At 54.6% G+C, this 25,328-nt stretch carries 17 protein-coding genes; 5 read left to right on the forward strand and 12 right to left on the reverse strand.

The features are described 5' to 3' along the window. Positions 1-93 precede the first annotated feature (93 nt). The 11 genes from MUU47_RS21915 to tssB form a co-directional block, all read right to left on the reverse strand. Positions 94-1,053 (reverse strand): putative type VI secretion system effector, encoded by a 960-nt coding sequence (locus tag MUU47_RS21915; protein ID WP_258990265.1) that lies wholly within the window; start codon positions 1,051-1,053, stop codon positions 94-96. Then, a complete protein-coding gene (locus MUU47_RS21920) occupies positions 1,050-3,812 on the reverse strand; it encodes a T6SS effector BTH_I2691 family protein (protein WP_258990267.1) in 2,763 nt (920 codons plus the stop codon). Before MUU47_RS21920 ends, MUU47_RS21915 begins: the two co-directional genes overlap by 4 nt. 46 nt (positions 3,813-3,858) lie before the next feature. Further along, positions 3,859-4,125 (reverse strand): PAAR domain-containing protein, encoded by a 267-nt coding sequence (locus MUU47_RS21925; protein ID WP_258990268.1) that lies wholly within the window; start codon positions 4,123-4,125, stop codon positions 3,859-3,861. Positions 4,126-4,137: 12 nt separating this feature from the next. Further along, positions 4,138-6,510, reverse strand: a complete 2,373-nt coding sequence (locus MUU47_RS21930) for a type VI secretion system Vgr family protein (RefSeq protein ID WP_258990270.1) — start codon at positions 6,508-6,510, stop codon at positions 4,138-4,140. After that, complete coding sequence (gene tssH, locus MUU47_RS21935) at positions 6,507-9,170, reverse strand: type VI secretion system ATPase TssH (protein WP_258990272.1); 2,664 nt, start codon at positions 9,168-9,170, stop codon at positions 6,507-6,509. The genes MUU47_RS21930 and tssH overlap by 4 nt, the downstream gene beginning before the upstream one ends. 176 nt (positions 9,171-9,346) lie before the next feature. Next, positions 9,347-9,838, reverse strand: a complete 492-nt coding sequence (locus MUU47_RS21940) for an Hcp family type VI secretion system effector (RefSeq protein WP_258990273.1) — start codon at positions 9,836-9,838, stop codon at positions 9,347-9,349. 19 nt (positions 9,839-9,857) lie between these two features. Continuing rightward, the gene (locus tag MUU47_RS21945; RefSeq protein ID WP_258990275.1) at positions 9,858-11,549 is read right to left on the reverse strand and encodes an OmpA family protein; all 1,692 of its coding nucleotides are present in this window, start codon (positions 11,547-11,549) and stop codon (positions 9,858-9,860) included. Further along, a complete protein-coding gene (tssL, locus tag MUU47_RS21950) occupies positions 11,546-12,220 on the reverse strand; it encodes a type VI secretion system protein TssL, short form (RefSeq protein ID WP_258990276.1) in 675 nt (224 codons plus the stop codon). The genes MUU47_RS21945 and tssL overlap by 4 nt, the downstream gene beginning before the upstream one ends. Further along, the gene (tssK, locus tag MUU47_RS21955; protein WP_258990278.1) at positions 12,217-13,557 is read right to left on the reverse strand and encodes a type VI secretion system baseplate subunit TssK; all 1,341 of its coding nucleotides are present in this window, start codon (positions 13,555-13,557) and stop codon (positions 12,217-12,219) included. The genes tssL and tssK overlap by 4 nt, the downstream gene beginning before the upstream one ends. 12 nt (positions 13,558-13,569) lie before the next feature. After that, positions 13,570-15,120, reverse strand: coding sequence for a type VI secretion system contractile sheath large subunit (gene tssC, locus MUU47_RS21960; protein WP_258990279.1), 1,551 nt, complete (start codon positions 15,118-15,120; stop codon positions 13,570-13,572). 35 nt (positions 15,121-15,155) lie between these two features. After that, positions 15,156-15,653, reverse strand: coding sequence for a type VI secretion system contractile sheath small subunit (gene tssB, locus MUU47_RS21965; RefSeq protein WP_258990281.1), 498 nt, complete (start codon positions 15,651-15,653; stop codon positions 15,156-15,158). Positions 15,654-16,167: 514 nt separating this feature from the next. Between tssB and copA the strand changes: the two genes are divergently transcribed. From copA to ybaK, 3 genes are all read left to right on the forward strand, one after another. Continuing rightward, on the forward strand, positions 16,168-18,669 hold the full coding sequence (gene copA, locus MUU47_RS21970) for a copper-exporting P-type ATPase CopA (RefSeq protein WP_258990282.1): 2,502 nt from the start codon (positions 16,168-16,170) through the stop codon (positions 18,667-18,669). A 101-nt stretch (positions 18,670-18,770) separates the two neighbouring features. Then, the gene (locus MUU47_RS21975; RefSeq protein ID WP_258990284.1) at positions 18,771-19,574 is read left to right on the forward strand and encodes a TraB/GumN family protein; all 804 of its coding nucleotides are present in this window, start codon (positions 18,771-18,773) and stop codon (positions 19,572-19,574) included. 200 nt (positions 19,575-19,774) lie between these two features. Beyond that, positions 19,775-20,254 carry a Cys-tRNA(Pro)/Cys-tRNA(Cys) deacylase YbaK gene (gene ybaK / locus MUU47_RS21980; protein ID WP_258990285.1) on the forward strand — a complete coding sequence of 160 codons (480 nt, stop codon included), beginning with the start codon at positions 19,775-19,777 and terminating at the stop codon, positions 20,252-20,254. A 70-nt stretch (positions 20,255-20,324) separates the two neighbouring features. Here the strand turns inward: ybaK and ushA are convergent, their stop codons facing one another. Beyond that, on the reverse strand, positions 20,325-21,977 hold the full coding sequence (ushA, locus tag MUU47_RS21985) for a bifunctional UDP-sugar hydrolase/5'-nucleotidase UshA (RefSeq protein ID WP_258990286.1): 1,653 nt from the start codon (positions 21,975-21,977) through the stop codon (positions 20,325-20,327). Between the two features lie 177 nt (positions 21,978-22,154). Here ushA and MUU47_RS21990 point away from each other — a divergent pair, with 177 nt between their 5' ends. Together MUU47_RS21990 and ybaL are read left to right on the forward strand one after the other, a co-directional pair. After that, the gene (locus tag MUU47_RS21990) at positions 22,155-23,375 is read left to right on the forward strand and encodes an MFS transporter (RefSeq protein ID WP_258990287.1); all 1,221 of its coding nucleotides are present in this window, start codon (positions 22,155-22,157) and stop codon (positions 23,373-23,375) included. Between the two features lie 235 nt (positions 23,376-23,610). Continuing rightward, positions 23,611-25,287 (forward strand): YbaL family putative K(+) efflux transporter, encoded by a 1,677-nt coding sequence (ybaL, locus tag MUU47_RS21995; protein WP_258990289.1) that lies wholly within the window; start codon positions 23,611-23,613, stop codon positions 25,285-25,287. The last annotated feature ends 41 nt before the right edge of the window (positions 25,288-25,328 follow it).

Raw genomic sequence — 25,328 nt, forward strand, 5'->3', positions numbered from 1 at the left:
TTTATCGCCGCTTCCAGGGCTTTATCCTGCACCGCCAGACGTCTGTTAAATAACATGGCTCCAGGCGCCACTGTTGAAATCTAAATGAACAGGTCAATAATAAAACCAGCTTTCAGCTGAATAAACGAATTTTTGGGTGGGACATAGTGGCTTTGAAAGGTCTTCCGGATCATGCCATTCTCCGATATCCTTCAGATGCAGCTCCTTTTGTTTAGTGGTTCTATTCAGATTGATTCGCGAAGGATTTTTCATGCCTAGAACCTTAAATATTTCCTCCGAAAACCTACAAATAGTTGGAATGTAAGCCCTGCAGGCTGCAAATGCTATTAAACCGGCGATAGAGAGATTGATACCTAAAGCCATAACAAATAGCCACCAATATTCAAAAATAAATCCCCCACCCTTCCAATCACCTTCAGTCACCGAGTGGATAATAACTACAAGCATAATTGCAAAAAATAGTAACGCGGTAAGAAAGAACATATTTTTAACTCGCCACAAAACATGAGAAATATGCCCCATATCACATTTAGGACAGATTGAAATTATACCTTCTTTTGGCAAAGTGATTGCATAAACCTCATAGTGGTCATGTTGCCAATCAACTGCCATTTCAACTTTATCTCCAGCCTGTAATCTTGTTCGTCCGACCCAACCACGAAACGGCTTACCATTAATTTGCCCCTGAACATATTCAGCTGAATCATACACAGAATCACTTTCGCTCATCATTACACTACCTAAACCCGGACTTCCTACTGCGATTGCCATGGCTGCAGCCCGCCCGAGCTGAGAATCTGAAACCTCTGGCAAAGGGTTGATGCGGTACGCCTTCACATCAAAGTATTCTTTGAATGGCTCAGAGCTGAAAGAATCCAGCCGTCCACTGATTTTCTCCAGCGGGCCATACGGCGGCAGCACCGGTGGTGGTGGCAGCTCCCGTGTCCACGGTCTGCCATTCATCAGTTCGATTTCTTGCTTTGTGCGTAAATCCCTTAGCTTTTCGGCCTTAATGTATCGGGCATATTTTTTTTTCTTTTCGTCTACAGTCATACAACATCCTTTATAGCCGCTTCCAGAGCTTTATCCTGCACCGCCAGTGTTCGGTTGAGTGGGGCAGTTCCAAAAACAGACTTCTTGCACCACAGCTGAAGCTCGTCGTCTGATATCCAGATGGCTATCACCTGCAGCAACGTAATAGCCACCATGGCTTCCCAGGTCATCAGTACCGCCAGTACTCTGATACCTAAAAACTCCACAGCCAGAAAACCAGTGATTTTCCCTGCGGCTTTTTGAGCAAGGGGTTTATCTATCAGTTCGAGCAGAAGGCCGACTGATTTTAAAGCCCCTAAACCATCAACAAGTGTTTTTAGCCCTAAAACAGTCGTTAAGAAAAAACGATTATTCTGAAATTCGCTAACAGCCGAAGCACCATCCGCATACACCGAAAACATCGATGCCACGCCTCCCGTTGCCGCCCCGGCTCCCTTCAGCCATGCCACTGTCAACGGCCGTGCCTCCAGCCCTTTCTCTATCGCCGGTAGAAATACCGATGTCCCCTGACTCACCATCGCCAGTCCGCTGGCCATCAGGCTCGACAGCGGCTTTTTGTCATCCTGTACCTGCCCGCACAGATAAATAAAATCCACCGCATTCAGTACCAGTAACAGGCTGTTTATTCCTGCCAGACGGTATTCTCCCCTGCCTTTCTCTGTCGCAAAATGCTCTTCCAGTTTGCTGCTTAACGTCTGCCTTATGGTCACCACTTCGCTCTGGCTGGCCATAAAACGTTTACTGCTGCGGATACCTGCCAGCACCGCGCTGCGCAGGGCCGGGGCATCATGGAGGTAGCTATTCACCATTCCGTGCACTTTTTCCGATGGAATACCCGCTCGTACCATAAACACCAGACGAAATGCCGTGGTCGACAGCTTCTCCCCCATCTTATCCACTCGCAGGATCCGGCTTACCCGGTCTCCCACGGTCACAATAAATGCATCGGTTTTGAAAATCTCAGCTTCCAGTTTACTGGCATTTTCCCTCAGCCCTTTGACGACCGTACTCAGGGACTTCTGGTAATACCCACTCAGCTTCTTCAGGTTTCCGGCCTGCTGCATCAGGGTGGCGGTCACCACCGTCGCCGTTACCGGCGTGACCTCTTCATCCTTCCTGGATTTTACCGTCGCCAGTAACGGCTCCAGCTCACTCATCAGCTCAGGATTATTCGCACTGACGTGTCGCCACAGCAGGTTGCCCCGGTTCGTCGTGCTGTACTCTTGCCACCAGCCGTCTATTTTTTCTGCGCCCGCCGGGCAACTGTTGATGCTATTGAGTGCCATACTCACCGCTGACTGGTAAAACACCCCCGCACGCTCTGCCGTACAATGAAAATCATCGAGAACCGTCACCAGCAACGGCGCACTGAGCCAGTTCACCACGCTGACTATTCTCTTCTGAAAGAGCTCGTTCACTTTGTCGCCCAGACTTCTGTAGCAGGTGTCAAAATTGTCCAGCCGTATCTGATTCAGCCTTTTCTGATACGGTGCCCAGCTTTTTGCTCTCGCATCGGTGAAGTTTTGTGGCCGTTCAGCCAGCTCTTTATCAACCTGCGCCTTAATCTCTGCAACCCGTCGCTGGTGCGCAGCCAGCGGCTCGGGGGAGCTCAGTAATACGTTTTCAGGGTACATCGCCGTTACATTCTGCCCGTGCCACTGCCTGACTAATTTGTCATCCGCCCTGACCTGCGCCAGCACATCAGGTTTGCTCTGATAACGCTGTTCCAGCGTCTGCAGTCGTGCATCCAGAAACGTATCCGACAGCATCGCGTTTTCAGGTTGCGCAAACCGTGTCAGCACCACCTCTCCTCTCTCCTGCGCGTTCTCACTCAGTAACGTTTTTAACGCATCAAGATTCGCTTTCGTCGACAGCTCCAGCTCCCGCTCCTGCAGAAACTGCGCCTGACGTCCCAGCACATCCTGGCTCCAGCCATTGAGTTCATGCACTATCCCCACCGGGTCCCACAGCGGCAGTATCAGCGGCGTCATACCTTCACTTCGGTTTTGCATCGCCGTAACTGTCGCTTCTGCCCCCCCGCTGCGGCCCCGGGCCCAGGGATAAAGGCTGGACTGCGACTTCACAATCTCATCGTTCACCCGCCACACATCTTCCACTGCCGGGTCCCAGAGCGACGTCGCCCGGCTGACCCTCTGCACACCGCCATCATCCGGGCCTGGCAACAGACCAAAGACCGGCGCCGCCTGATAATCCAGCACCTGGTTCAGACTGGACTCTGTTGCGTCAGTGCCTGTTTTCGAGCGCTGTGCTCCCACGACTGAAGGCATGACTTTCTGCATCCGTTCAGCCCTGGATTTTGCATCTGAACCGTACCGGTCCAGCGTTTCCTGCTCCCACGGATACTGACTGAACGCAAACCAGACATTGCCGCATTTGTCCGGCGTCTCAATGCTCATGAACTCCACGTTTTGCGCAATATGTTCGCCGCTGGCACACAGGGGTTCATCCGCTACCACCGGGCTGGAAGCCATGTGCTGCAGCCACAGCGAACCATCCGGCGCCACGCTATAGCACTGCCAGTAATTATTTCCTCTCCTGCCTTTTTCATAAAAGACATAAAGATAGCCCTGGCGAAGGGCGCGCAGCACGTATTTTTCGCCATTGCCCAGACTGACGCCTGTGATGGCCGCATCCTCTGCCCAGCCCGGCAAACTGGCATTAATAATGTCGGGCACTACCGCATATCGCACCGGCAGCACTGTCAGCCCTTTCGTGGTGCATAATCCCTGGCACGCCATAAACGCTTCCTTTTTTAAATAGTCCTGTCAGTCACGGAGTTTTATTTTATCCGGTGAAAAAATTCGATCCTGCGGTTACCTTGTGTTCAGGGCACTGGCAAAGCACACGATCCTGATCCTGAACAAGCAGCAGGCCATTACTGACAATGCCCAGTGCAGTTCCCTGGACTGGAAAGGCACCTTTGCACACTGAGCACAAGGCGAGATCGTTGTTTTGTGCAACGCGCTTTCCTGTACTGAAATAATTGGAGGTTGCGGATACTACTTTTCCGTTTGAGGTTTTATCCCCTATAACTGCTAATCGTTTTGTCATTTTCCTCTCCTACTAACCGAGAATAACAACAGCGCTTTGCTGCTGTGCCGCGCTTGTTACGCCAGGTTTACATCCTGACGGCAGATCCAGTTTCGAATTCATCGCTGCAGCAGATTGTTGCTGGACGGCAAGGCATTTCAGAGTGACATTTTTTGCTGTGCCTATTTCCACCCCTGCATCGCTCAATTTAATAAATGAGCCTCCGCAGTTAAGTAGGATTTGTTTTTTTGCTGATACAATAATGCTGTCATCGGCGCTAGCTACAGTTAGCTGTTTTTTCGCAAACACGTTAAGTGCATCCGACTGGGCCTGAATATCGATTTTGCCTTCAGCGGCAAACATCTTAATTCCCATCCTGTGAGCAAAAAGACTCAAAACATCACCCACTGCTAAAGTGAATTTTTTCACAACGCTGAAATCGGCATTTTGTCCCGCTGTAACAATCATATTTTCACCTGCTGAGAGTTGAAGGCTTGCAGGTGTGACCTGAGCGATTCCGGAGGGTGCCGAAAGTAGTAATGCTTGACGTTTAAGCTGGTTAAGCGCGTCGTTCATTAAAGACGTTTGTTTTGTCAAATCTGACAGTTCCGCTTGGGCAGCCTGAGCGGCATGCCGCAGCCCTTCAGTCACTTTACGGGCAGCTTCAAGTTCATCCAGGGCCGCCTGCATCTCCAGTACCTGTCCTTGTGCTTTTGCCTGGCCGTCAGCGCTGATGAACATCCCTTTCTGGGCTCGTATCGCCCCCCAACTGTCAGTTCTGAGCTCAAAGCCTTCCCCGCGCTTCTGCTTTTCCGCATCCACAAGATGCCCCAGGTTCAGCTGGCTCTTGCCGCCGTATTCGGTGCTGACCTTGACGTGCTCTTTCCCGCGCTCATCTTCCATGCGAATTTTGTTATTCGCCGGGGTGCGCAGCACGTTACGTTTGTAGTTGCGGATGGTGACGTGGTCGCCGTGCGCCGAATCGTGTAATACCCCTGAGATGTACGGCCGATCGGGGTTGCCGTCCTCAAAGCCAATCGCCACTTCAGTCCCCGCCAGTAGCGGCAGGTGTAGACCATAGGTGTCTCCAGCATACGGGCGGGACTGCCGCACCCACAGGCTCTCGAATCCGTTTTCCCAATTGTCGCGATCAAACAGCATGTTGACGCGGTAGCGCCCATCTTTATCGATATGACCGTAGGTGTCGTTTTCAGTGGTGCTGGTGACACGGGCCGGTAACGTCCCGGCCATTACCGGGCGTGTGCCTGGCTGCGGACGGAATCCGTAATCGCTGTCATCCGGTATGCCATCAAACTCGACCTTAAAATCTTTATCACGTCGGGCCTGGCTGTTCATCGCGGTAATAACCACACCCTGGCTGAAGGTCTCTGTCACTTCATGACCACCGGTGACTTTAAGGACCTGACCCGGGGAAAGTGTCGGACAGCTGGTGATGCCCGCCAGTGTCGTCTGGCCGTTGAGGTAACGCTCGTGGCGCAGACGGGCATAAAACGCACCGGACTCCGGGGCCGGATTGCGGTCATAGGCACTGCCCGCTGTCAGGTAATTGTCGGCGTAATGATAGGCATCTCCGTAGGTCGTGGTATCTCCGCGGGTCGCATCGACCTGCGTATTCATGTCGTCGGTGGCCTGCCGGTAGTTGTAATCGCAGGTGCTGACCTGCTTCTGCACCACGTTGTAATGGCTTTCCATGCCCCATACTGAATCCACGCCCTTCGCGTGCTGGCCTGACGGCGGCACAGACGGCAAAGTCAAACCCTGTTCATAGCCCTGCTGGCTGTCGTAAAACTCCACCACGTCAATGTTCAGCCGGGTATCGGTGGTAAAGCGGAACCAGATGCCAACTTCACCAAGCAAACGGGTGATGAAGTGCAGGTCATTCTCACCGTACTGCACCACCTGCTCACGGCGTGGATAGGCTTTCGTCAGTGAGAACAGGAAATCCTGGCCACGCAGGTTATGGCGTTCACGCAGGATTTTTTCCACGATTTGTGGGACGGACATGTCCTGGTAAATAGCATTCTGGTGCGAACGATCTAGCAGGGCCAGGCGTGGAGTCAGTGTCAGTGCGTAGTGGGTCTCATCTTCCGAAGTATTGAGGCGTTCAAACCCGCTGACCACCCCCTGCATGACCCGCACCGGCTGCTGAATTTTAATACCGTAGCCCTGGTCTACCGGGGCCTGCAGCGTTAGTGAGGCAGGCCTCATCAGCATCACTTCCCGGCAGATACCGTGGTCGCTGCTGGTAAACTCCACCCGGTAGCTGAACGGCTTACTCAGGGCTTCCAGGCCTTCAAAGGCCAGCACGTCCAGATCTGAATTACAGCCATTTACCGCCAGCAGATGGTGGTTGTGGCTGAATCTTATCGGAAGGCCAGTACTCATGCGTTCACTCCTTCGCCAGAAGTAATACCCGTGTTAAACCCCAGCTCAATCCCCGCCTCTTCGCTCCAGCCCATCGTCAGCGACTTCGGTTTCTGCTGCGCCGCCATGTGGCTCAGCAACTGCTGGCTCAGCACCGGCAGAATTTGCTGATTAAGCAGGCTGTCGACGTTGCGCGCGCCGGTATCAGGCAGCAGGCAGGCGGACGTCAGCGCATCGAATAGGCTTTCGCCGATATGCGTTTTCAGGCCATAGTGACGGTGCAGGCGTTTGCTGACCTGCTCCAGTTTCATCTGCACGATGGTGCGCATCGCGGTTTCCGCCAGCGGACGATAAATCACGGTCTGGAAACGGGCCAGTAGCGCGGGCTGGAAGTGGTCGCGTAGGATGGGGCGCAGCAGTTCGTGCAGGTCGCCTTCGGTGGCTTCAGGCTGTTCATCCAGCAGCTGCATGAGGGGGTCGCTACCAAGGTTGGCGGTCATCAGGATCACGGTGTTACGGAAGTCGATTTCTCGCCCTTCGCCGTCGCGCATGAAGCCGCGGTCAAACACCTGGTAGAACAGATTCATCACGTCGCGGTGCGCTTTCTCCACTTCATCCAGCAGCACCACGCTGTACGGGCGTTTGCGCACCGCCTCGGTCAGAATGCCGCCCTGACCGTAGCCGACATAGCCCGGTGGCGAGCCCTTCAGCTGGGAGACGGTATGCGGCTCCTGGTACTCGGACAGGTTGATGGTGATGAGTGACTTCTCACCGCCGTACAGCACATCCGCGAGGGTCAGCGCGGTCTCGGTTTTCCCGGTGCCGCTCGGGCCGACAAGCAGGAACACGCCCTGCGGGCCGTTCTCGGAGGTGAGTCCGGTTTTGGCCGCCCGCAGACGCTGAGCGATGGCGTTAAGCGCCACATCCTGGCCCACCACGCGTTTGCCGATTTCCCCTTCCAGGTGCAGCAGTTCAGTCTGTTCGTCCTTCATCAGCGAAGAGAGAGGCACCCCGGTCCAGTCGGCAATCACGTTGGCGATGGTGCGGGTGTCGACGTCCACAGATAACAGTGGGCTGTTCTGCTGCATGCCATCCAGTTGCTGTTGCAGGTCACGGGTCTCACTCTGACGGGAGATATCCTTGCGGGTCTCCAGCAGCTGTTCCGTTAACGACAGTTCCTGACCGTACTGCGTCTCACGCTCGTCCAGTTCGACAAACAGGCGGATTTCTTCCTGCTCAATCGCCACCAGACGCTCGCCCTGGCTGCTGCTTCCAACAGCGATATCTTCCAGTAGCGCCTGTTTCTCGATTTCCAGGGTCGTGATTTGCGCGCGCATACGCGTTAACGGCTCCGGCACGGTATCAAGACTCATGCGCACACGGGCGCTCGCGGTGTCGAGCAGGTCGACGGCTTTATCCGGCAACTGACGCCCCGTCAGATAGCGGCGCGACAGCGTCACGGCGGCACGGACGGCTGCGTCGGTGATGTGCACATTATGGTGTTCGGCATAACGGGACTTCAGGCCTCTGAGCATCAGGCAGGCCGTCTCGTCGTCCGGCTCGTCGACTTTCACCATCTGAAAGCGGCGCTCGAGTGCCGCATCGCGTTCAAAATACTGTTTGTACTCACTCCAGGTAGTGGCAGCAATGGTGCGCAGTTCACCGCGCGCCAGCGCCGGTTTCAGCAGGTTAGCCGCATCTGCCCCGCCCGCCTGATTGCCCGCGCCGATAATGGTGTGCGCTTCGTCGATAAACAGCAGCACCGGATTCGGCGACTGCTGTACAGCATCGATCACGTTTTTCAGGCGTTGCTCAAATTCACCTTTCACGCCCGCGCCTGCCTGCAACAGGCCAAGGTCGAGGGTCCGCAGGCTGACGGTTTTCAGCGATTCAGGTACGTTGCCTTCGGCAATGCGTAGCGCCAGGCCTTCCACGAGAGCAGTTTTCCCGACGCCAGGTTCCCCGACAAGAATAGGGTTGTTCTTGCGACGACGGGAGAGGATATCGATCATCTGGCGGATTTCCGTATCGCGGCCAAACACCGGATCGATTTTGCCCTCTTTCGCTTTGGCGGTGACGTCGAGAGTGAATTTATCCAGCGCGTTTTGCAGTGCCGGGTTGAGCTCACCTTCGCGAATTTCGGCCCTCACCGGACGGCCGACCATTTCGACATCCCCCCCCTGTTGAGCCAGCTCTGCCTCCTGCTGCATTTCCGGACGCTCGTCGGACTGCGCATCAAGCAGCGGGCGAAGACGCTCAAGCTGATTCTGGCCCAGCGTCAGCAGTGGCCACAGGCCGTCGCAGCGCGCCAGTTTCGGTTTACCGACCAGCGCCATCAGCAGGTGGTGGCTTCGGATCTGTTCTTCGCCGGAAAGCGACGCTAACATCCACGCTTCCTGCATCAGCGTCTGAATGCTGTCGGACAACTCCGGTCTCCCACGTACCGAGCGCGGAAGATTGTCCAGCCAGCCGAGCAAATCCTGCCACAGCGCGTCCATATCCCATTCGTAACGGCGCGCCAGCACGCTCAGGTCGCCTTCACCCTGCTCCAGCAGTTTCAGCAGCCAGTGCTCTGGCAAAATTTCCGCATGAGCACGGGTCTGGCAGAGCGAAGCCGCGCCCTCCATCGCACGGGCACAGTAAGGGTTCAGACGTCGCAACAGGATGGCTGGATTTTCCATGAGATTTTCTCTTTATAAGTTCCCGGACACGCTACCGCCCTTCGCTGTTTCCTGTCGGTCAGGATCCTAAAGCGCATCAGGTCAGGCAGGCAGATTGTGATTTTCTTTGCTGAAAGCCCGTTTCAGACAGGCACTCAGCAAAAAACTGCGGACAGGAAACCCTGTCCGCAGTGGGCTTATGCGGTGGCGCGTTCGTTCCATGAATCGGAATGAATGATGTTGCCGTCTTTGTAGGTCCAGGTAATTTTTTCGTAACGCAGCTCGATCTCTTCGAGATGGTTGTGTTTCTCTTTGGCAGGATCTTTGATGTCGTGCATTTTCGGCGCGACTTTCACCAGCTTGACGTTTTCCAGTTTGGTGTTGAAATATTCAACTTCCTGGCCTGCGTCATTGATGCGATACCACTTGAACTCAGCTGTCTTCAGGGTTTGACCCGTGGTCACAGCCTTGTACAGATACGGGGTGGAGGAATCGATTTCTTTGGTGAACTTGAACGGGGTGTGAACGCGGGTTCCGGTCAGTTTGCCCGTGTTGTTGTCGGTCGGGATGTACAGATTGTGATCCTGCGCAACCACTTCGATGCTGCCTTCACGCTCATATACGTCTACAGAGCCTTTAATGTCCGCACCGCCGTCGTCTTTCAGCCACAGATAAATAGGAATAGCCATGAAATTACTCTCCATTGTGTTATGAAGCGTCATCATCCTGCGATGACGCTGGGGATTTGCCCACTACCTGGCAGGCATTCGCCTGTGGTACCAGACTGATTTCGACACGACGGTTAGCTGCGCGGCCTTCCGCCGTGTCATTGGTTGCGACCGGCCGGCTTGCGCCATAGCCCTGCACCGCAAAACAACTTTCCGGCACGTCACCGGTGTCACGCATCCAGTTGCGCACCGATTCGGCACGCCTCAGGGACAGCGTCTGGTTCAGCGGCGGCGTGCCGGTATTATCGGTGTGCCCGCTGACCACAATCAGCCAACCTGGCTTGGCTTTGATACCCACCAGCGAATTCACCAGCACTTTGGTCGAGCCGGGTTTGAGGTCGGATTTTCCTGAATCGAACAGGGATATGCTGTCGAGACGGATAATCTTAGGCTCCGTTTTCGCTGCTGGTTTTGGCGGCGGAAGCCGCGGAATATAGGACCGAATGGCATCAAGGACCGGCATTCGCAGGCGTTCCCCCTGATAGAGTCCCAGACTCATACGAACGGGTTCTCCATTGCGGGCCCAAAAATCCAACTGAGCGGCATCTTCACGCAACACGTTCACGGCATTGGCCTTAGGGCTGTAATCATCCATCGAAATACGGTCATAGCGCTTAATGTCAAAGCTGAGACGGTGTATTAACTCGCGGTTATTCCAGCCACTGCTGCCCAATGCAAGCACGCCGGCGAGTGTGAAGATCGTTAGCCCTTTGCTCAATGTTCGCTGACGCGGTGTCATACCTTGCCCTTCTGGCAACAGCGGCAGGACAAAATCCGGCAACAACTTCATCGACGAAGCCTCACTGTCCACAGGCTGCAAACCTGCTACGCTGTGCATTGCGGTACGTTGCGCCAAGTAGCCTGTCCAGACAGAAGGCTGCAGCGCACTCTTCAGCGACGGCCCCATTCCCCATAGCATCGCCGTCGGCAGCACCCGAGGAATATCCGAATTGTCATCTTTAAAGACCGCTTTGACGTGGTGATGGAACCAGGTCATCAGGTTATTCATCAGCACCTGTTGCTGCAGAGCCATTGCACCACCGGTTGTCACCCAGCAAGCAATCGAGCAAGGGGCTGAGGACTCACGCCAGACGCTGACGCCTTCCTCAGGAATAGCCGCCTGCCAGAGCGTGTCACTCATCATGGCACTGCCCACCACACCGTTGAGAACTAGCGGGATGCTGTGACCGGTGTTACGTCGTATCTGACTCACTTGCCAACGCAATGCCAGAAGGTAACTGGTGAGCGTTTCGGTTTCAGCATGCTGTTGTGGGCATACCGTGACCATCACCGACAGTTGTCGCCCCCAGTCTGGGCGCAGCCATAAAAGTTGCTCCGCGAACTGACTCAGATCCTGAGTTGCATCAACCCGGACCCAACAGCCTTGAGCGACCGTCAGGACAGACGTGTCATCCGGCCATGACTGTGGTAAATCACCACAAACCAATACGACCGGCTGGCGATACGTCGCTTCCGGAAGATTATCGAGCCGCACCGCGGACTCATACTCATGGCGACGACTGGCGATATACCAGACCGCACCGATCAGTGCCCAGATGGCAAGCAGTAACAGAACAGAAGTCAGCCGAGAGACAGGCAAAAAGCCCATACAGACAATCGCGGACAACAGTGCGGCCCACAGGACCAGCAAGCGCTGCTGCACTGGACTCATTTCATCGCCCCCGATAACAGCGTGACCAGCATCTGATCGAGCCAGTGATTTAGCCCCCACCACAACGCTGCCAGCAGCAGCACGCTGAAACCAATTCGGACTGGCCAGGATGCAAAGAGACCGCCAACCCCACGCCCCGCTTTAGCGTCGGCCAAAACAGGATGGTTTTGAGGGTAACTGAATGGCGGAACCTGCTGGGCGAGCGCCTTGACCAGTTTCTCGCGCTCCGGATCGTTGAGTGAAGAGTATCCGCCGAGGAAACCCAGCATCATCACCCGATGAAAGCAGGTCAGTTCCACGCTGTCAGGGGCCGGTTCACGCAGTACATCACGCATGCGATTGCACAGCTCATCGCCCGCATCCAGGGTGCCAAGAAAATAGCCCTGTAGCGGAATGCCATACCACTGCACGCAGGCATCATCTTCCACGCCACGGCCTTTGACGGCTTCGTCTAATAGTGAACACTGTGCATACAGGATGTTCTTACAGCTGGCTTCGTCCAATCCCGCCGCTTTCAACGACTGCTGTACTCGCTCCACGTCAGCAACACAGCGCTCCCACAGTAAGCGCCCTTCCCCATCCTTAAAGGTTGGACCGTGACGCAGGCTGATTACCTGAAGCCAGGTATCCTGCAACAGCGCATCGATATCACAGCTCTCTTTCTGTCTCATGTTCTCAGTACCGCAAAGAGTTCAAGTTCAGGTTCGCCGAGCATGCCCGGGACATAGAACATGCAGCTACCACTGGCCAACATCTCTATAGCGACCGGGTGTGAGAGGTCGAGTGAGAAATACTGGTTTTCAAGGCGTAACGGAATGGCTGCAGGGACATGTTGCAAGGGTTTCAACGGCACACCGCGCTGCGATGAGTTAACAATGCTGGTGACATGATCCTGACTTCCCACTTTGCATTGCAGCGGGAATTGCTCCTGCAGTTGCACCACAGGCAGTGAAGAACGAACGGAGAGGTAGTAATCCACCCCTTCCCGAAGACGAGGATCCTGTAGGCGAGCCAGCCAGAGACGCAGACGCGAATCGTGAGTGAGATCAATTGAGACCACTCGCGATGGAAGACTCGCTTCAAGCAGCTCACTTAGCAGATCGAACAACGGAGGGAAGACGTCATTCAGCTGTTCATGTTGCCAAGCCGGAATGGCACTGACTTGGTGCTCCAGCGAAAAAGTCAGCAGACTACCTGCCAGCCGTGCCAGTTCCGGATACAGTCGCTCAACCGGGCTCTGTGGATTACGCAGAAACTGTCCCAGGATCGGTTCAGCACTGTTCAGCGCATTCAGTAGCCAGAACAACGAGACATCGGCTACGGCGAAATCCGCCATGCGCTCGTTACTCTCTCGACGCATCGCCATCAGGCGAGTCAGGCGGGTACGCAGTTGCGTCATAAGTTGTTCGAGCTGCGTCATCAACCAGCGACTGCTTTGCACCATCAACATTGGCGGTAAGAAAGTCTCGTCGAGTGACCAGACGCCTTGCGAATCCTGCCGCAGGCGGGCCACCGGGCAGGTGAGATAATCGCTGTTATTCTGGCTAGCAAAACGCAGAACCAACTCCGGCTGTATCACCGCAATCTGGCGATTATCATCACCAAACTGATTGCGGATATCGCGCCAGCGCTGCCGATAGCGGACAGGCCGCTCCGCCACTTCGTCAGCCTTCAGACAATTGCCACCGTTGGCACGCAGCAGGGGTAGTGCAAGCACCACCAACGTTTCATCGGATTCCGTGTCAAGTGCCAGCACTGGCGGCAGCGCATCCGCATTGTCTGTGTCAATCAGCGTGCCATCCTGAAAACGAACAAGCAGATGACGAGCCTGAAGGTGCCCGAGTTTCAGAGCATCAGTTTCAAAGACAGACTCGATAACTCCCCAGGGCTGATTGAGTCCCATCCGGGCAATACATTCGGCAGACCAGGCTGCATACGCAGCCTGTTGCTGAAAATGCTGGGGCGAGACCATAATCCCCCTGCCCCATAATGGTTGTTCCGTTTTCACAGCGATCCCACCTTACGCTTTCGCTTTCGGCATCTGGGAAACCAGCGACAGATTCACGTCCATGCCTTCGACCTGGAAGTGCGGGATAGCGAACAGTTTCACACGGAAGAAGCCCGGGTTGTCTTCGATGTCTTCGACCAACACCTTCGCATCACGCAGCGGGTGAGAAGCCTGCAGTTCGTCGCCAGGATCAGTCATTTCAGTCACCAGACCACGGACCCAGGTGTTGAGCTCCAGCTCGAGCAGACGGCGGTCTTTGGTGGTGCCGATGTTTTCACGCTGAATCAGCTTCAGATAGTGCGCGATACGCGACAGCAGGAAGATGTACGGCAAGCGGGAGTTGATCCGGCTGTTAGCGGTGGCATCAGCAGTGTCGTACAGCGCAGGTTTCTGGGTCGAGTTTGCCGAGAAGAAGCAGGCGTAATCGCGGTTTTTGTAGTACGACAGCGGGATGAAGCCGAGGTTGGCGAATTCAAATTCGCGGGTTTCCGGGATCATCACTTCTGACGGGATTTTCACCTGATTACCGGTGCCGAGGTCATACAGGTGGATTGGCAAGTCTTTCACCGCGCCACCCGCCTGCGGGCCACGAATTTGCACACACCAGCCGTTGTTGATGAAGCTTTTCACCATATTGGCGGCAAAGGCGAACGAAGCGTTGGTCCACAGGTATTTGTCGTGTTCGGGGCCCTTCACTTCTTCGATGTAATTGAAGCTGCGCACTGGCACGGTGTCCGGGCCATACGGCAGACGGCCCAGCACGCGCGGCATGACCAGGCCAAGATAGCGGGAGTCGTCGGTATCGCGGAAGGATTTCCACTTGATGTATTCGGCACGGTCGAAGTAGTTACCGATATCCTTGATGGCCGCCACTTCTTCCATTTTCTCTTTCAGGAAGAATTTCGGCCCAGCGGAACCGATAAACGGCATGTGTGCCGCAGCGGACACTTTGGAGATGTTACGCATCAGCGCCACGTCCTGCGCCGAGGCGTCGAACTCGTAGGCTGAAATCACGGCAGCAATCGGCTCACCGCCCGGGGTGTCGTATTCCGCGATGTAGGTCTGCTTGTACAGGCCGCTCTGGATGATTTCCGGAGCGTCTTCGAAGTCCTGACGCAGTTCTTCTTTCGACAGGTCGAGGATTTCCAGCTTCACGTTCTGGCGGAAGTCGGTTTTATCCACCAGCGACTTCAGTCCACGCCAGATGGATTCCACTTTCTGGAACTCGTCGTGGTGCATCACTTCATCGAGCTGGCGGCTTATCTGGAAATCCAGTTCTGCTATATGGTGATCCAGCAGGGTTTTGTCCAGCTTATCAACCTGTTGGCCGGATTTTTGCAGACACTGCAAGAACACTTTAACCGCTGCGGTAACGCGCGCGTCGGCAGACGTTTCCGCCATAACCACGTTATCGTCGAAACCGTTGAGATCGTCGATGGACGATACCGGTTTTAAATTGATTTTGGAGAACAGAGAGGCATAAACACCGTCGTTAGGCAGCGTTTTTACAATAGCCGCCCCGCCCATAGATACCTGGGATTCATTATTGACTGACATAAGCATTTTTCTCGAAATTAGTCCGTTAACAGTTCCAGTAATTATTTCTGGCCTGGAGCGAGCGCATTCAGCTCGTTACGCAGTTCATCGCTTAATGCGGGGTCTTTCAGGATGACTTCCAGTTCTTTCCGGAAAGTAACATTGTCCAGAAGGTTGGATTTCAAATCGCGTAACAGGTTACGCATGGCCAGCATCGCTTTCAGCTGTGGAATTTGGCGCGCAATCTGCTCTGGCTCAAAGTCTTTCATCTCTTTAAATGCCAGTTTCACATTTTCTTCTGAGTTATCTCCGGCGAGAGTATTTTTCACCGTGAGACTCACTTCGGGATTGATATCAGCGAGGACGCTGTTGAAATTATTTTTATTAACGTTGATTTTTTCGCGCTCAGACAGCGGCCCCTCAGCCTTTCCGTTGCTGAAGTCACCCACGCTCAGTAACTTAAGCGGAAGCTCAACTTTCTTCTGTGCGCCACCGGTGTGCAGTGACAGTTGAATATTAACACGGGCTTTTGGTATTTCAGCCTGGAATGAGTCTGCCATTTTAATTCATCTCCTGAATATATCATTCCCTGTAGTGGGTAAGATGCTCGCATATAATCAAGCGCTGTACTTTTACCAGTATTATCAAGAGCCGTAAAGTGCATGCGATTGCATTAATTAAATAATTAAGCAATAATTAAACATCCATACATTATTTCTTAACACTCCCATCATTACTGGTCTGCAGAGCGACTTAATACATAAATTAATATTTTAACGCGTCCATTAATGGACTTTACACAGATGAATTAAGTGTTTTTGAGAATTTTCACACACGATTAATCACACCCTATTAATAATCATGCGAGAAATCTGACGAAACATCCTAAATAAAATCTGAGAAAAAACATCCTATTTATCAATCTTAAATCCCTCCCAAGAAGAAAAAAATCTCCCGTTAGCCGCAGTAAAACCCACTTGACCTTCCCCTTGATGGAAGGTTTAAGCTTTAGCACAGTGACAAAAAGAAATCGTGTCGACGCGGTTTGTCGACTCATCCATCTGGAGAATGAATATGTCTCACATTATTGACCTTACGCTGGATGGCCTCACTTGCGGCCACTGCGTTAAACGCGTTAAAGGCAGTCTGGAGCAGCGTCCGGACGTTGATCGGGCTGATGTGACAACCACTGAAGCACATGTCACCGGCAGCGCCAGTGCGGAACAGCTGATCGATACCATTAAACAGGCCGGATACGGGGCGGAGCTTAGCCACCCAAAGGCTAACCCGCTGACAGAGTCATCACTCCCGTCGGAAGCACTGACAGCGGTCCCTTCAGCGCTTCCGGCAGCTGATGACCTTGATGACAGCCAACAGCTGCTGATCAACGGCATGAGCTGCGCCAGCTGTGTCTCCCGGGTTCAAAACGCGCTCGCTGCCGTTCCGGGCGTCACCCAGGCACGGGTCAATCTGGCGGAACGCACTGCGCTGGTAATGGGCAGTGCGGCTGCCACCGATTTAGTGCAGGCGGTAGAAAAAGCGGGCTACGGTGCAGAAGCGATTGAAGATGATCTGAAGCGTCGCGAACGTCAGCAGGAAACCGCCGTCGCCACCATGAAACGCTTCCGCTGGCAGGCGATTGTCGCGCTGCTGGTTGGGGTTCCGGTCATGATATGGGGAATGATCGGCGACAATATGATGGTCACCGACGCCAACCGCTCCCTGTGGCTGGTGATGGGTCTGGTGACGCTCGGCGTGATGGTTTTCGCCGGGGGCCACTTCTATACCAGCGCGTGGAAAAGTCTCAAGAATCGCACCGCGACGATGGATACGCTGGTCGCACTGGGTACCGGGGTGGCCTGGCTCTATTCGATGAGCGTCAATCTGTGGCCGCAGTGGTTCCCGATGGAAGCCCGACATCTTTATTATGAAGCCAGCGCGATGATCATCGGTCTGATAAACCTCGGCCATATGCTGGAAGCCCGTGCGCGCCAGCGTTCCTCAAAAGCGCTGGAAAAACTGCTCGACCTGACCCCACCGACGGCTCGCGTCGTGACGCAAGACGGTGAAAAGTCGGTGCCGCTGGCTGACGTACAGCCAGGCATGACGCTGCGCCTCGCCACCGGCGATCGCGTTCCGGTTGATGGCGACATCACCCAGGGTGAAGCGTGGTTTGATGAAGCGATGCTGACCGGCGAACCGGTTCCACAGCAAAAAAGTGACGGCGACAACATTCACGCCGGGACGGTAGTGCAGGACGGGAGCGTACTGTTCCGCGCCAGTGCAGTCGGCAGCCACACCACGTTGTCGCGCATTATTCGCATGGTACGCCAGGCGCAAAGCAGCAAACCGGAAATTGGCCAGCTGGCTGACCGCATCTCTGCCGTGTTTGTTCCGACGGTAGTCGCCATTGCATTACTGAGCGCCGCCATCTGGTATTTCTTCGGCCCGGCGCCACAGATTGTCTACACCCTGGTGATAGCCACCACGGTGCTGATCATCGCCTGTCCGTGTGCATTAGGGCTGGCAACGCCAATGTCGATTATCGCCGGGGTTGGTCGCGCCGCTGAATACGGCGTACTGGTGCGCGATGCCGATGCGCTGCAGCGCGCCAGCGAACTGGATACGTTGGTGTTCGATAAAACCGGCACCCTGACCGAAGGCAAACCGCAGGTCGTGGCCGTGAAAACCTACGGTGATATTAATGAAGCTCAAGCCCTGCGCCTTGCCGCCGCACTTGAACAAGGGTCGAGCCACCCGCTGGCTCACGCCATTATTGAAAAAGCAGGTGAAACACAGCTGCCACAGATTTCCGCGTTTCGCACCCTACGGGGTCTGGGTGTGAGTGGCGAAGCCGAAGACCACGCATTGCTTCTGGGGAATCAGGCGCTGCTAAATGAACAGCAGATTGCTACTACTGAAATTGATCCAGAACTTGAAGCGCAGGCAAGCAAAGGGGCGACGCCGGTACTTCTGGCGGTCGACGGCAAAGTCGCGGCACTGTTTGCCATTCGTGACCCGCTGCGAGCTGACAGCGTGGCTGCCCTGGAAAGACTGCACCGGGAAGGCTATCGCCTGGTGATGCTGACGGGCGATAACCCGATTACCGCCCGGGCGATTGCCAAAGAAGCGGGTATCGATGAGGTCATTGCCGGCGTATTGCCGGATGGCAAAGCCGAAGCGATTAAAAAATTGCAGGCTGAGGGCCGGAAAGTAGCCATGGTCGGCGACGGTATCAACGACGCCCCGGCGCTGGCGCAGGCGGAAGTGGGTATCGCGATGGGTGGCGGTAGCGATGTCGCCATCGAAACGGCAGCCATTACCCTGATGCGCCACAGCCTGGTCGGTGTGGCTGACGCGCTGGCTATCTCAAAAGCGACGCTGCGTAATATGAAGCAGAACCTGCTGGGGGCGTTTATTTACAACTCACTCGGCATTCCGATTGCCGCCGGGATCCTCTGGCCGCTGACCGGAACGCTACTCAACCCGGTGGTTGCAGGTGCGGCGATGGCGCTGTCGTCCATCACCGTGGTCAGTAACGCCAACCGCCTGTTGCGGTTTAAACCTAAACGCTAAACCGCCACGCGTCTTGCCAGAAACAGGGGCTGGCGGTGATTTAGGCGTTGAGCGCCCAACCCTGACGCGTTAGCATGAACTTTTACCTTCATGGAGCGCATATGGGACTGTTTCAACGCGTAAAATCTTCGCTATGCGCCCTGTTCCGTGGCCGTTATCCGTGGCCCGGCATGGACATCACGCTGGCAGGTGGGCAACAGCTGCACCTGGTCGGCAGCATTCATATGGGCACTCGAGATATGTCGCCGCTGCCCCCGCGGTTGATCAAACTGATTCAGCAGGCCGATGTGCTGATCGTCGAAGCCGATATCACCGGCAGCGAGACGCCGTTTCGTGATCTCCCGGCGTATCCACCGTTGCGTGAGCGTCTGAGTAAAGCCTGTTTCCAGCAGTTGGAAAAGCTGACCGACGAGCTTGGGCTTTCCGTCGCGCTTTTCGACAGCCAGCCGCTGTGGCAGGTGGCGATGGTGCTGCAAGCCACGCAGGCGCAAAAGCTGGGTTTACGTCCTGATTACGGGATTGATTATCAGTTGCTAAATACCGCGCGGGAAGCGAACCGTAAGGTCATCGAACTGGAAGGGGCTGAGAGTCAGATAGCACTGCTGCGTGATATGCCTGACAACGGATTGGCGCTGCTGGAAGATACCCTGACCCACTGGCACACCAATGCGCGTTTGCTGCAGGTGATGATTGGCTGGTGGATGGAGCAGCCGCCGGGCGAAACGCCATCGCTGCCGAATACTTTCAGCCATTCGCTGTACGATGTGTTGATGCATCAGAGAAACCTGGCCTGGCGAGAAAAATTGCACACGTTGCCACCGGGACGCTATGTGGTTGCCGTCGGGGCACTGCATTTATACGGGGAAGGAAATTTGCCGTCGATGCTGCGATCAACGCGGAAATAAAAAAGTGGCCAATATTTCTATTGGCCCGTCAAAGAGGAATTTCATCGTTATTATTATCCCGAAGTTCGCACTTCGGATCCTACGATTGTCGCTCAAAGTCACCATCACTGCCAACACTATTGCGCAAGATAGTACTATTTTTTCGACAATCTTCAGGCGTATGCTGGCCCCAGTTCACCCCGGTTGTAAGAAGGATGGTTATGACTCCCGCCGTTAAGTTACTCGAAAAAAACAAGATCTCTTTCCTGCTCCACAGCTACGATCACGATCCGAATGAAACCAACTTTGGCGATGAAGTGGTGCGCAAACTCGGCCTGAATGCAGACCAGGTTTACAAAACACTTTTGGTCGCGATGAATGGCGATATGAAGCATTTGGCCGTCGCCGTGACCCCCGTTGCGACGCAGCTTGATTTGAAAAAAGTCGCCAAAGCATTGGGCGCGAAGAAAGTCGATATGGCCGATCCGATGGTCGCCCAGCGCATCACCGGGTATCTGGTGGGCGGCATTAGCCCGCTGGGGCAGAAGAAACGCCTGCCGACGCTGATTGACGCTCCCGCTCAGACCTTCGAGACGATTTATGTGTCTGGTGGAAGACGGGGACTGGATATTGAGTTAGCGGCGAGCGATTTGGCCAAAATGTTGGATGCGAAATTTGCGGATATTGCGCGACAGGATTAATGTCCCAGGAAAGTGTAGGCCCGGTCAGCTTGCGCCACCGGGCCTAAAAAAGGTTCTCTTCAAAGACATCTTACTGCCAGCTCACTTCCCCTTTCGGTTCGTAAGTATTCACATCCAGCGGTGAGTTTTGCTCAACGTACTGTTTCAACACTTCGGCATCGATAAACCCGGTATTCACATACCCCGGTTTAGTATCAATATGCGGATAACCATCACCGCCAGTGGCGTTAAAGTTCAGCGTCGCCATGCGGTAGGTTTTGTTCGGGTCAATCGGCTCGCCTTTGATTTTCAGGTCGTTCAGCTGACCGCTTTTCGCCACAAAACTGACGTTCGCAAACTGCGGATACGCCCCTGAATCCGGCTTCATCTGTGCTACCGCCGTCAGATAATCCGTCACGTCTTTGCCAGTCATGTCGACATACACCACCACGTTGCCGAACGGCTGGACTTTCAGCACGTCTTTGTAGGTGATTTTGCCCGCTTCGATGGAGTCGCGAATACCGCCGCCGCTCATCACTGCGAAATCAGCATTAGTACGCGCCATTTGCGCCGACAGAATCAGATGACCCATGTTGGTTTGCACAAAACGCACTTTGCTGCGATCGCCTTCAAGATGGCCATTCACCTCGCCCACTTTCACGTCCAGCTGCGCTTTGCCTTTGTTCTGGAACGGCGTAAGCAGCGAGAGCATCTGCGGGTTTTCCGGGATCTGCGGGGTATAAAGTACGCGCTCACTTTGCCCGTTATCGTACGTCACCTTTTTCTTCAGGTTGACCGGGATCAGTTGGTAATGCACGAGCTTCAATTCGCCGTTGCGGAACTCGAAATCTGCCCGGCCCACGTATTTGCCCCATTCATGGGCCTGCACAATCCAGATGCCGTTTTGCTTATCCGGCGCGCACGGTGTGCCCGGCACGTAATCGACCTGCTTTTTATTCTCTGACGCCATGCAGACCGGGTCCTGTGAGTGACCACCCACAATCATCGCCAGAGAACCAGCGGGCAGGCTGCGCGCCATTTCCACATCACCCGGCGCGTTCGAGCCATGGTTGCCGTTGTCGTAATGCCCCATGTGCGTTGCGGCGAGGATAACGTCCGGCTTCTGCGTTTGCTGCAGCTCCTGAATCACCAGCGCCGCTTCTGCGGCCGGGTTACGGAACTCGATATCGGTGAAGTTTTCCGGGTTACCAATTTTGGCGGTGTCGTCGGTGGTTAAGCCAATCACCGCAATTTTCAGCCCCTGGCGGTTAAACAGCGCCCACGGTTTAAACAGGCGTTCGCCGGTGCTTTTCTGGTAAATATTGGCGGAAAGGAACGGGAATTTAGCCCATTTTTCCTGCTGGCGCAGTACCGACAGCGGGTTGTCGAATTCATGATTGCCGACCGCCATCGCGTCGTAACCAACCAGATTCATGCCACGGAAATCGGGCTCAGCATCCTGCAAATCAGATTCCGGCACGCCGGTGTTGATATCACCGCCCGACAGCAGCAGTACGCTGCCGCCTTCTGCCGCCACTTCTCTACGAATACCATCCACCAGCGTTTTTTGTGCCGCCAGACCGTATTCCCCGTATTCGCTGCGCCAGAAATGGCCGTGGTGATCGTTGGTATGGAGGATGGTGATTTTGTAGGTTTTATCCTGCTCATACGCCTGCACTTGCAGGCTGGTCAGCGACCATGCGGCCAGCATTGCCAGCGCCATACCGCGTTTCAAACATTTCATGATTCTCTCCCTGACTGAATGACAAGTGCAGAAATTACAATGAGTAACAAGCATAGACAAATATGTTTTCAGAATTGAGACTTTCTTCAAACGTCCGACACCGTTATCTTAGTCTGATAATTATTACAGCTCCTGTTTATTCCAACGTCGCAAACCAACCTTTATAAAGTGAAAACTATGGCAATCAGTGAAACCAGTCCGACGCTGTCAGGCCCATCTGCGCCGCCGCAAAAGGCCAGAACCTCCTTTGGCATTCTGGGCGCAATCAGCCTTTCTCACCTGCTAAACGATATGATCCAGTCGCTGATCCTGGCGATTTACCCTCTGCTGCAATCGGAGTTCTCCCTGACCTTCGTGCAGATTGGGATGATAACCCTGACCTTCCAGCTGACCTCTTCGCTATTGCAGCCAGTGGTTGGTTACTGGACCGATAAATACCCGATGCCGTGGTCGTTGCCGATTGGCATGTGCTTTACCCTGAGCGGGCTGGTGCTGCTGGCGATGGCGGGCAGTTTTGAAGGCGTGGTACTTGCCGCGGCATTGGTCGGGACCGGTTCATCGGTGTTCCATCCGGAATCTTCCCGCGTGGCGCGGATGGCCTCCGGTGGGCGTCATGGCCTGGCGCAGTCTCTGTTCCAGGTCGGTGGCAACTTCGGCAGCTCGCTGGGTCCCTTGCTGGCGGCGCTGATTATCGCGCCATACGGCAAGGGGAACGTGGCGTGGTTCGTGCTTGCCGCGCTGCTGGCGATTGTGGTTCTGGCGCAAATCAGCCGCTGGTACGCCGCTCAGCATCGGATAAACAAGGGCAAACCGGTCGCGAAAATTGTTAATCCGCTGCCGCGCAACAAAGTCATACTGGCTGTGAGCGTCCTGTTGCTGCTGATATTCTCGAAATACTTCTATATGGCGAGTATTAGCAGCTATTACACCTTTTATCTGATGCATAAATTCGGATTATCGATTCAGAATGCGCAGTTCCATCTGTTTGCTTTCTTGTTCGCGGTGGCGGCCGGGACCGTGATTGGCGGGCCTGTCGGTGATAAGATCGGACGTAAATACGTAATTTGGGGTTCTATCCTTGGCGTTGCGCCGTTTACGCTTGTTTTACCTTATGCAACGCTGGAGTGGACCGGAATTCTAACGGTGATCATTGGATTTATCCTCGCCTCGGCGTTTTCCGCCATTCTGGTGTACGCTCAGGAGCTGTTACCGGGCCGAATCGGCATGGTTTCCGGACTGTTCTTTGGCTTCGCATTCGGGATGGGTGGCCTTGGAGCCGCGGTTCTGGGGGTGGTTGCCGACCATACCAGCATCGAAGAGGTCTATAAAATCTGTGCTTTCCTGCCTTTACTCGGGATGTTGACCATATTCCTGCCTGACAATCGTCATAAAGCCTGATTTTCTGGCCGTCAGATTGAAACTCTGACGGCCATTTCCCTACGTTTTATCAGCCCTCTCCCCTCATGAGTCCCATTCTTTTTCCATCTGTGCACTTTTCACGTCCAATTCCTTTTTTATTATAAATTCAACAATTATTCATAAACAGAATGCTCGAAATTGTCATAAACTATTACTCGGTTTTTTGGCTTTTTAAGGCCAGAAATGGAACCCAGCAGCTACGAAAGGAGACGGAATGCATCACGCGACACCGCTAATCACCACCATTGTAGGGGGGCTCGTCCTCGCCTTTATTTTCGGCATGATTGCCAACAAGCTGCGTATTTCTCCTCTGGTGGGCTATTTATTAGCAGGCGTGCTGTCCGGACCCTTTACCCCCGGCTTTGTCGCCGATACCAAACTTGCCCCTGAACTGGCGGAACTCGGCGTAATTTTGCTGATGTTCGGCGTTGGGCTGCATTTCTCACTGAAGGACTTGATGGCGGTAAAGGCCATCGCCATTCCCGGCGCTATCGCACAAATTGCAGTCGCCACGCTGCTGGGTATGGCACTTTCTGCGGGATTAGGCTGGTCGCTAATGACCGGCATCGTGTTTGGCCTGTGTCTCTCTACCGCCAGTACCGTAGTACTGCTGCGCGCGCTTGAGGAGAGGCAACTGGTCGACAGCCAGCGAGGGCAAATTGCCATTGGCTGGCTGATTGTCGAAGATTTGGTGATGGTGCTGACGCTGGTCATGCTGCCTGCGATTGCCAGTATGACCGAGCAAGGCGACGTGGGCTTCGCTACGCTGGCGCTCGACTTAAGTATGACCATCGGCAAAGTTATCGCCTTTATCGCCGTAATGCTGCTGGTAGGCCGCCGTCTGGTGCCGTGGATTTTAGCCCGCAGTGCTGCCACTGGCTCTCGCGAACTGTTCACCCTGTCGGTGCTGGCACTGGCGCTGGGCATTGCTTTTGGCGCGGTTGAGCTGTTCGACGTCTCCTTCGCCCTCGGCGCATTTTTCGCCGGTATGGTGCTTAACGAATCTGAACTCAGCCATCGCGCTGCGCACGATACGCTGCCGCTGCGCGATGCCTTCGCGGTGCTGTTCTTTGTCTCCGTCGGGATGTTGTTCGACCCGATGGTGCTTATCGAGCAGCCGCTGGCGGTGCTAGGCACGCTGACGATTATCATCTTTGGTAAGTCGGTCGCCGCGTTTGCGCTGGTGCGCCTGTTCGGGCATTCGCATCGCACCGCGTTGACTATCGCCGCGAGCCTGGCGCAGATCGGTGAATTCGCCTTTATTCTTGCCGGCCTCGGTCTGGCGCTGGGGCTGCTGCCACAGGCCGGACAGAATCTGGTGCTGGCGGGTGCGATCCTGTCGATTATGCTCAATCCGGTGCTGTTTGCGGTGCTGGAAAAATACCTCGATAAAACCGAAACCCTCGACGAGCAGACCCTCGAAGAAGCGATTGAGGACGAAAAACAGATCCCGGTGGATATCTGTAATCATGCGCTGCTGGTTGGCTTTGGCCGCGTTGGCAGCCTGCTGGGCGAGAAGCTGATGGCCCAGGGCATTCCACTGGTGGTGATTGAAACATCACGCACCCGGGTCGATGAGCTGCGCGAGCGCGGCATTCGGGCGGTGCTCGGCAATGCGGCGAGTGAAGAGATTATGAATCTGGCGCATCTGGACTGCGCACGCTGGCTGCTGCTGACGATTCCGAATGGCTACGAGGCGGGTGAGATTGTTGCGTCGGCCAGAGAGAAATGCCCGACCATTGAAATTATTGCCCGCGCACATTACGACGATGAAGTGGATTACATCACCGAGCGTGGCGCGAATAAGGTCGTAATGGGCGAGCGTGAGATTGCCAATACGATGTTGACGCTGCTGGAGAAACCGGCAGTGGATGAAGCGGTAACGGGATAAAACCCCGTAAACACGGTCTGTCCACCGGCTGTCTAACGTAA

Source organism: Scandinavium hiltneri (assembly GCF_024764835.1).
Taxonomy (GTDB): Bacteria; Pseudomonadota; Gammaproteobacteria; order Enterobacterales; family Enterobacteriaceae; genus Scandinavium; species Scandinavium hiltneri.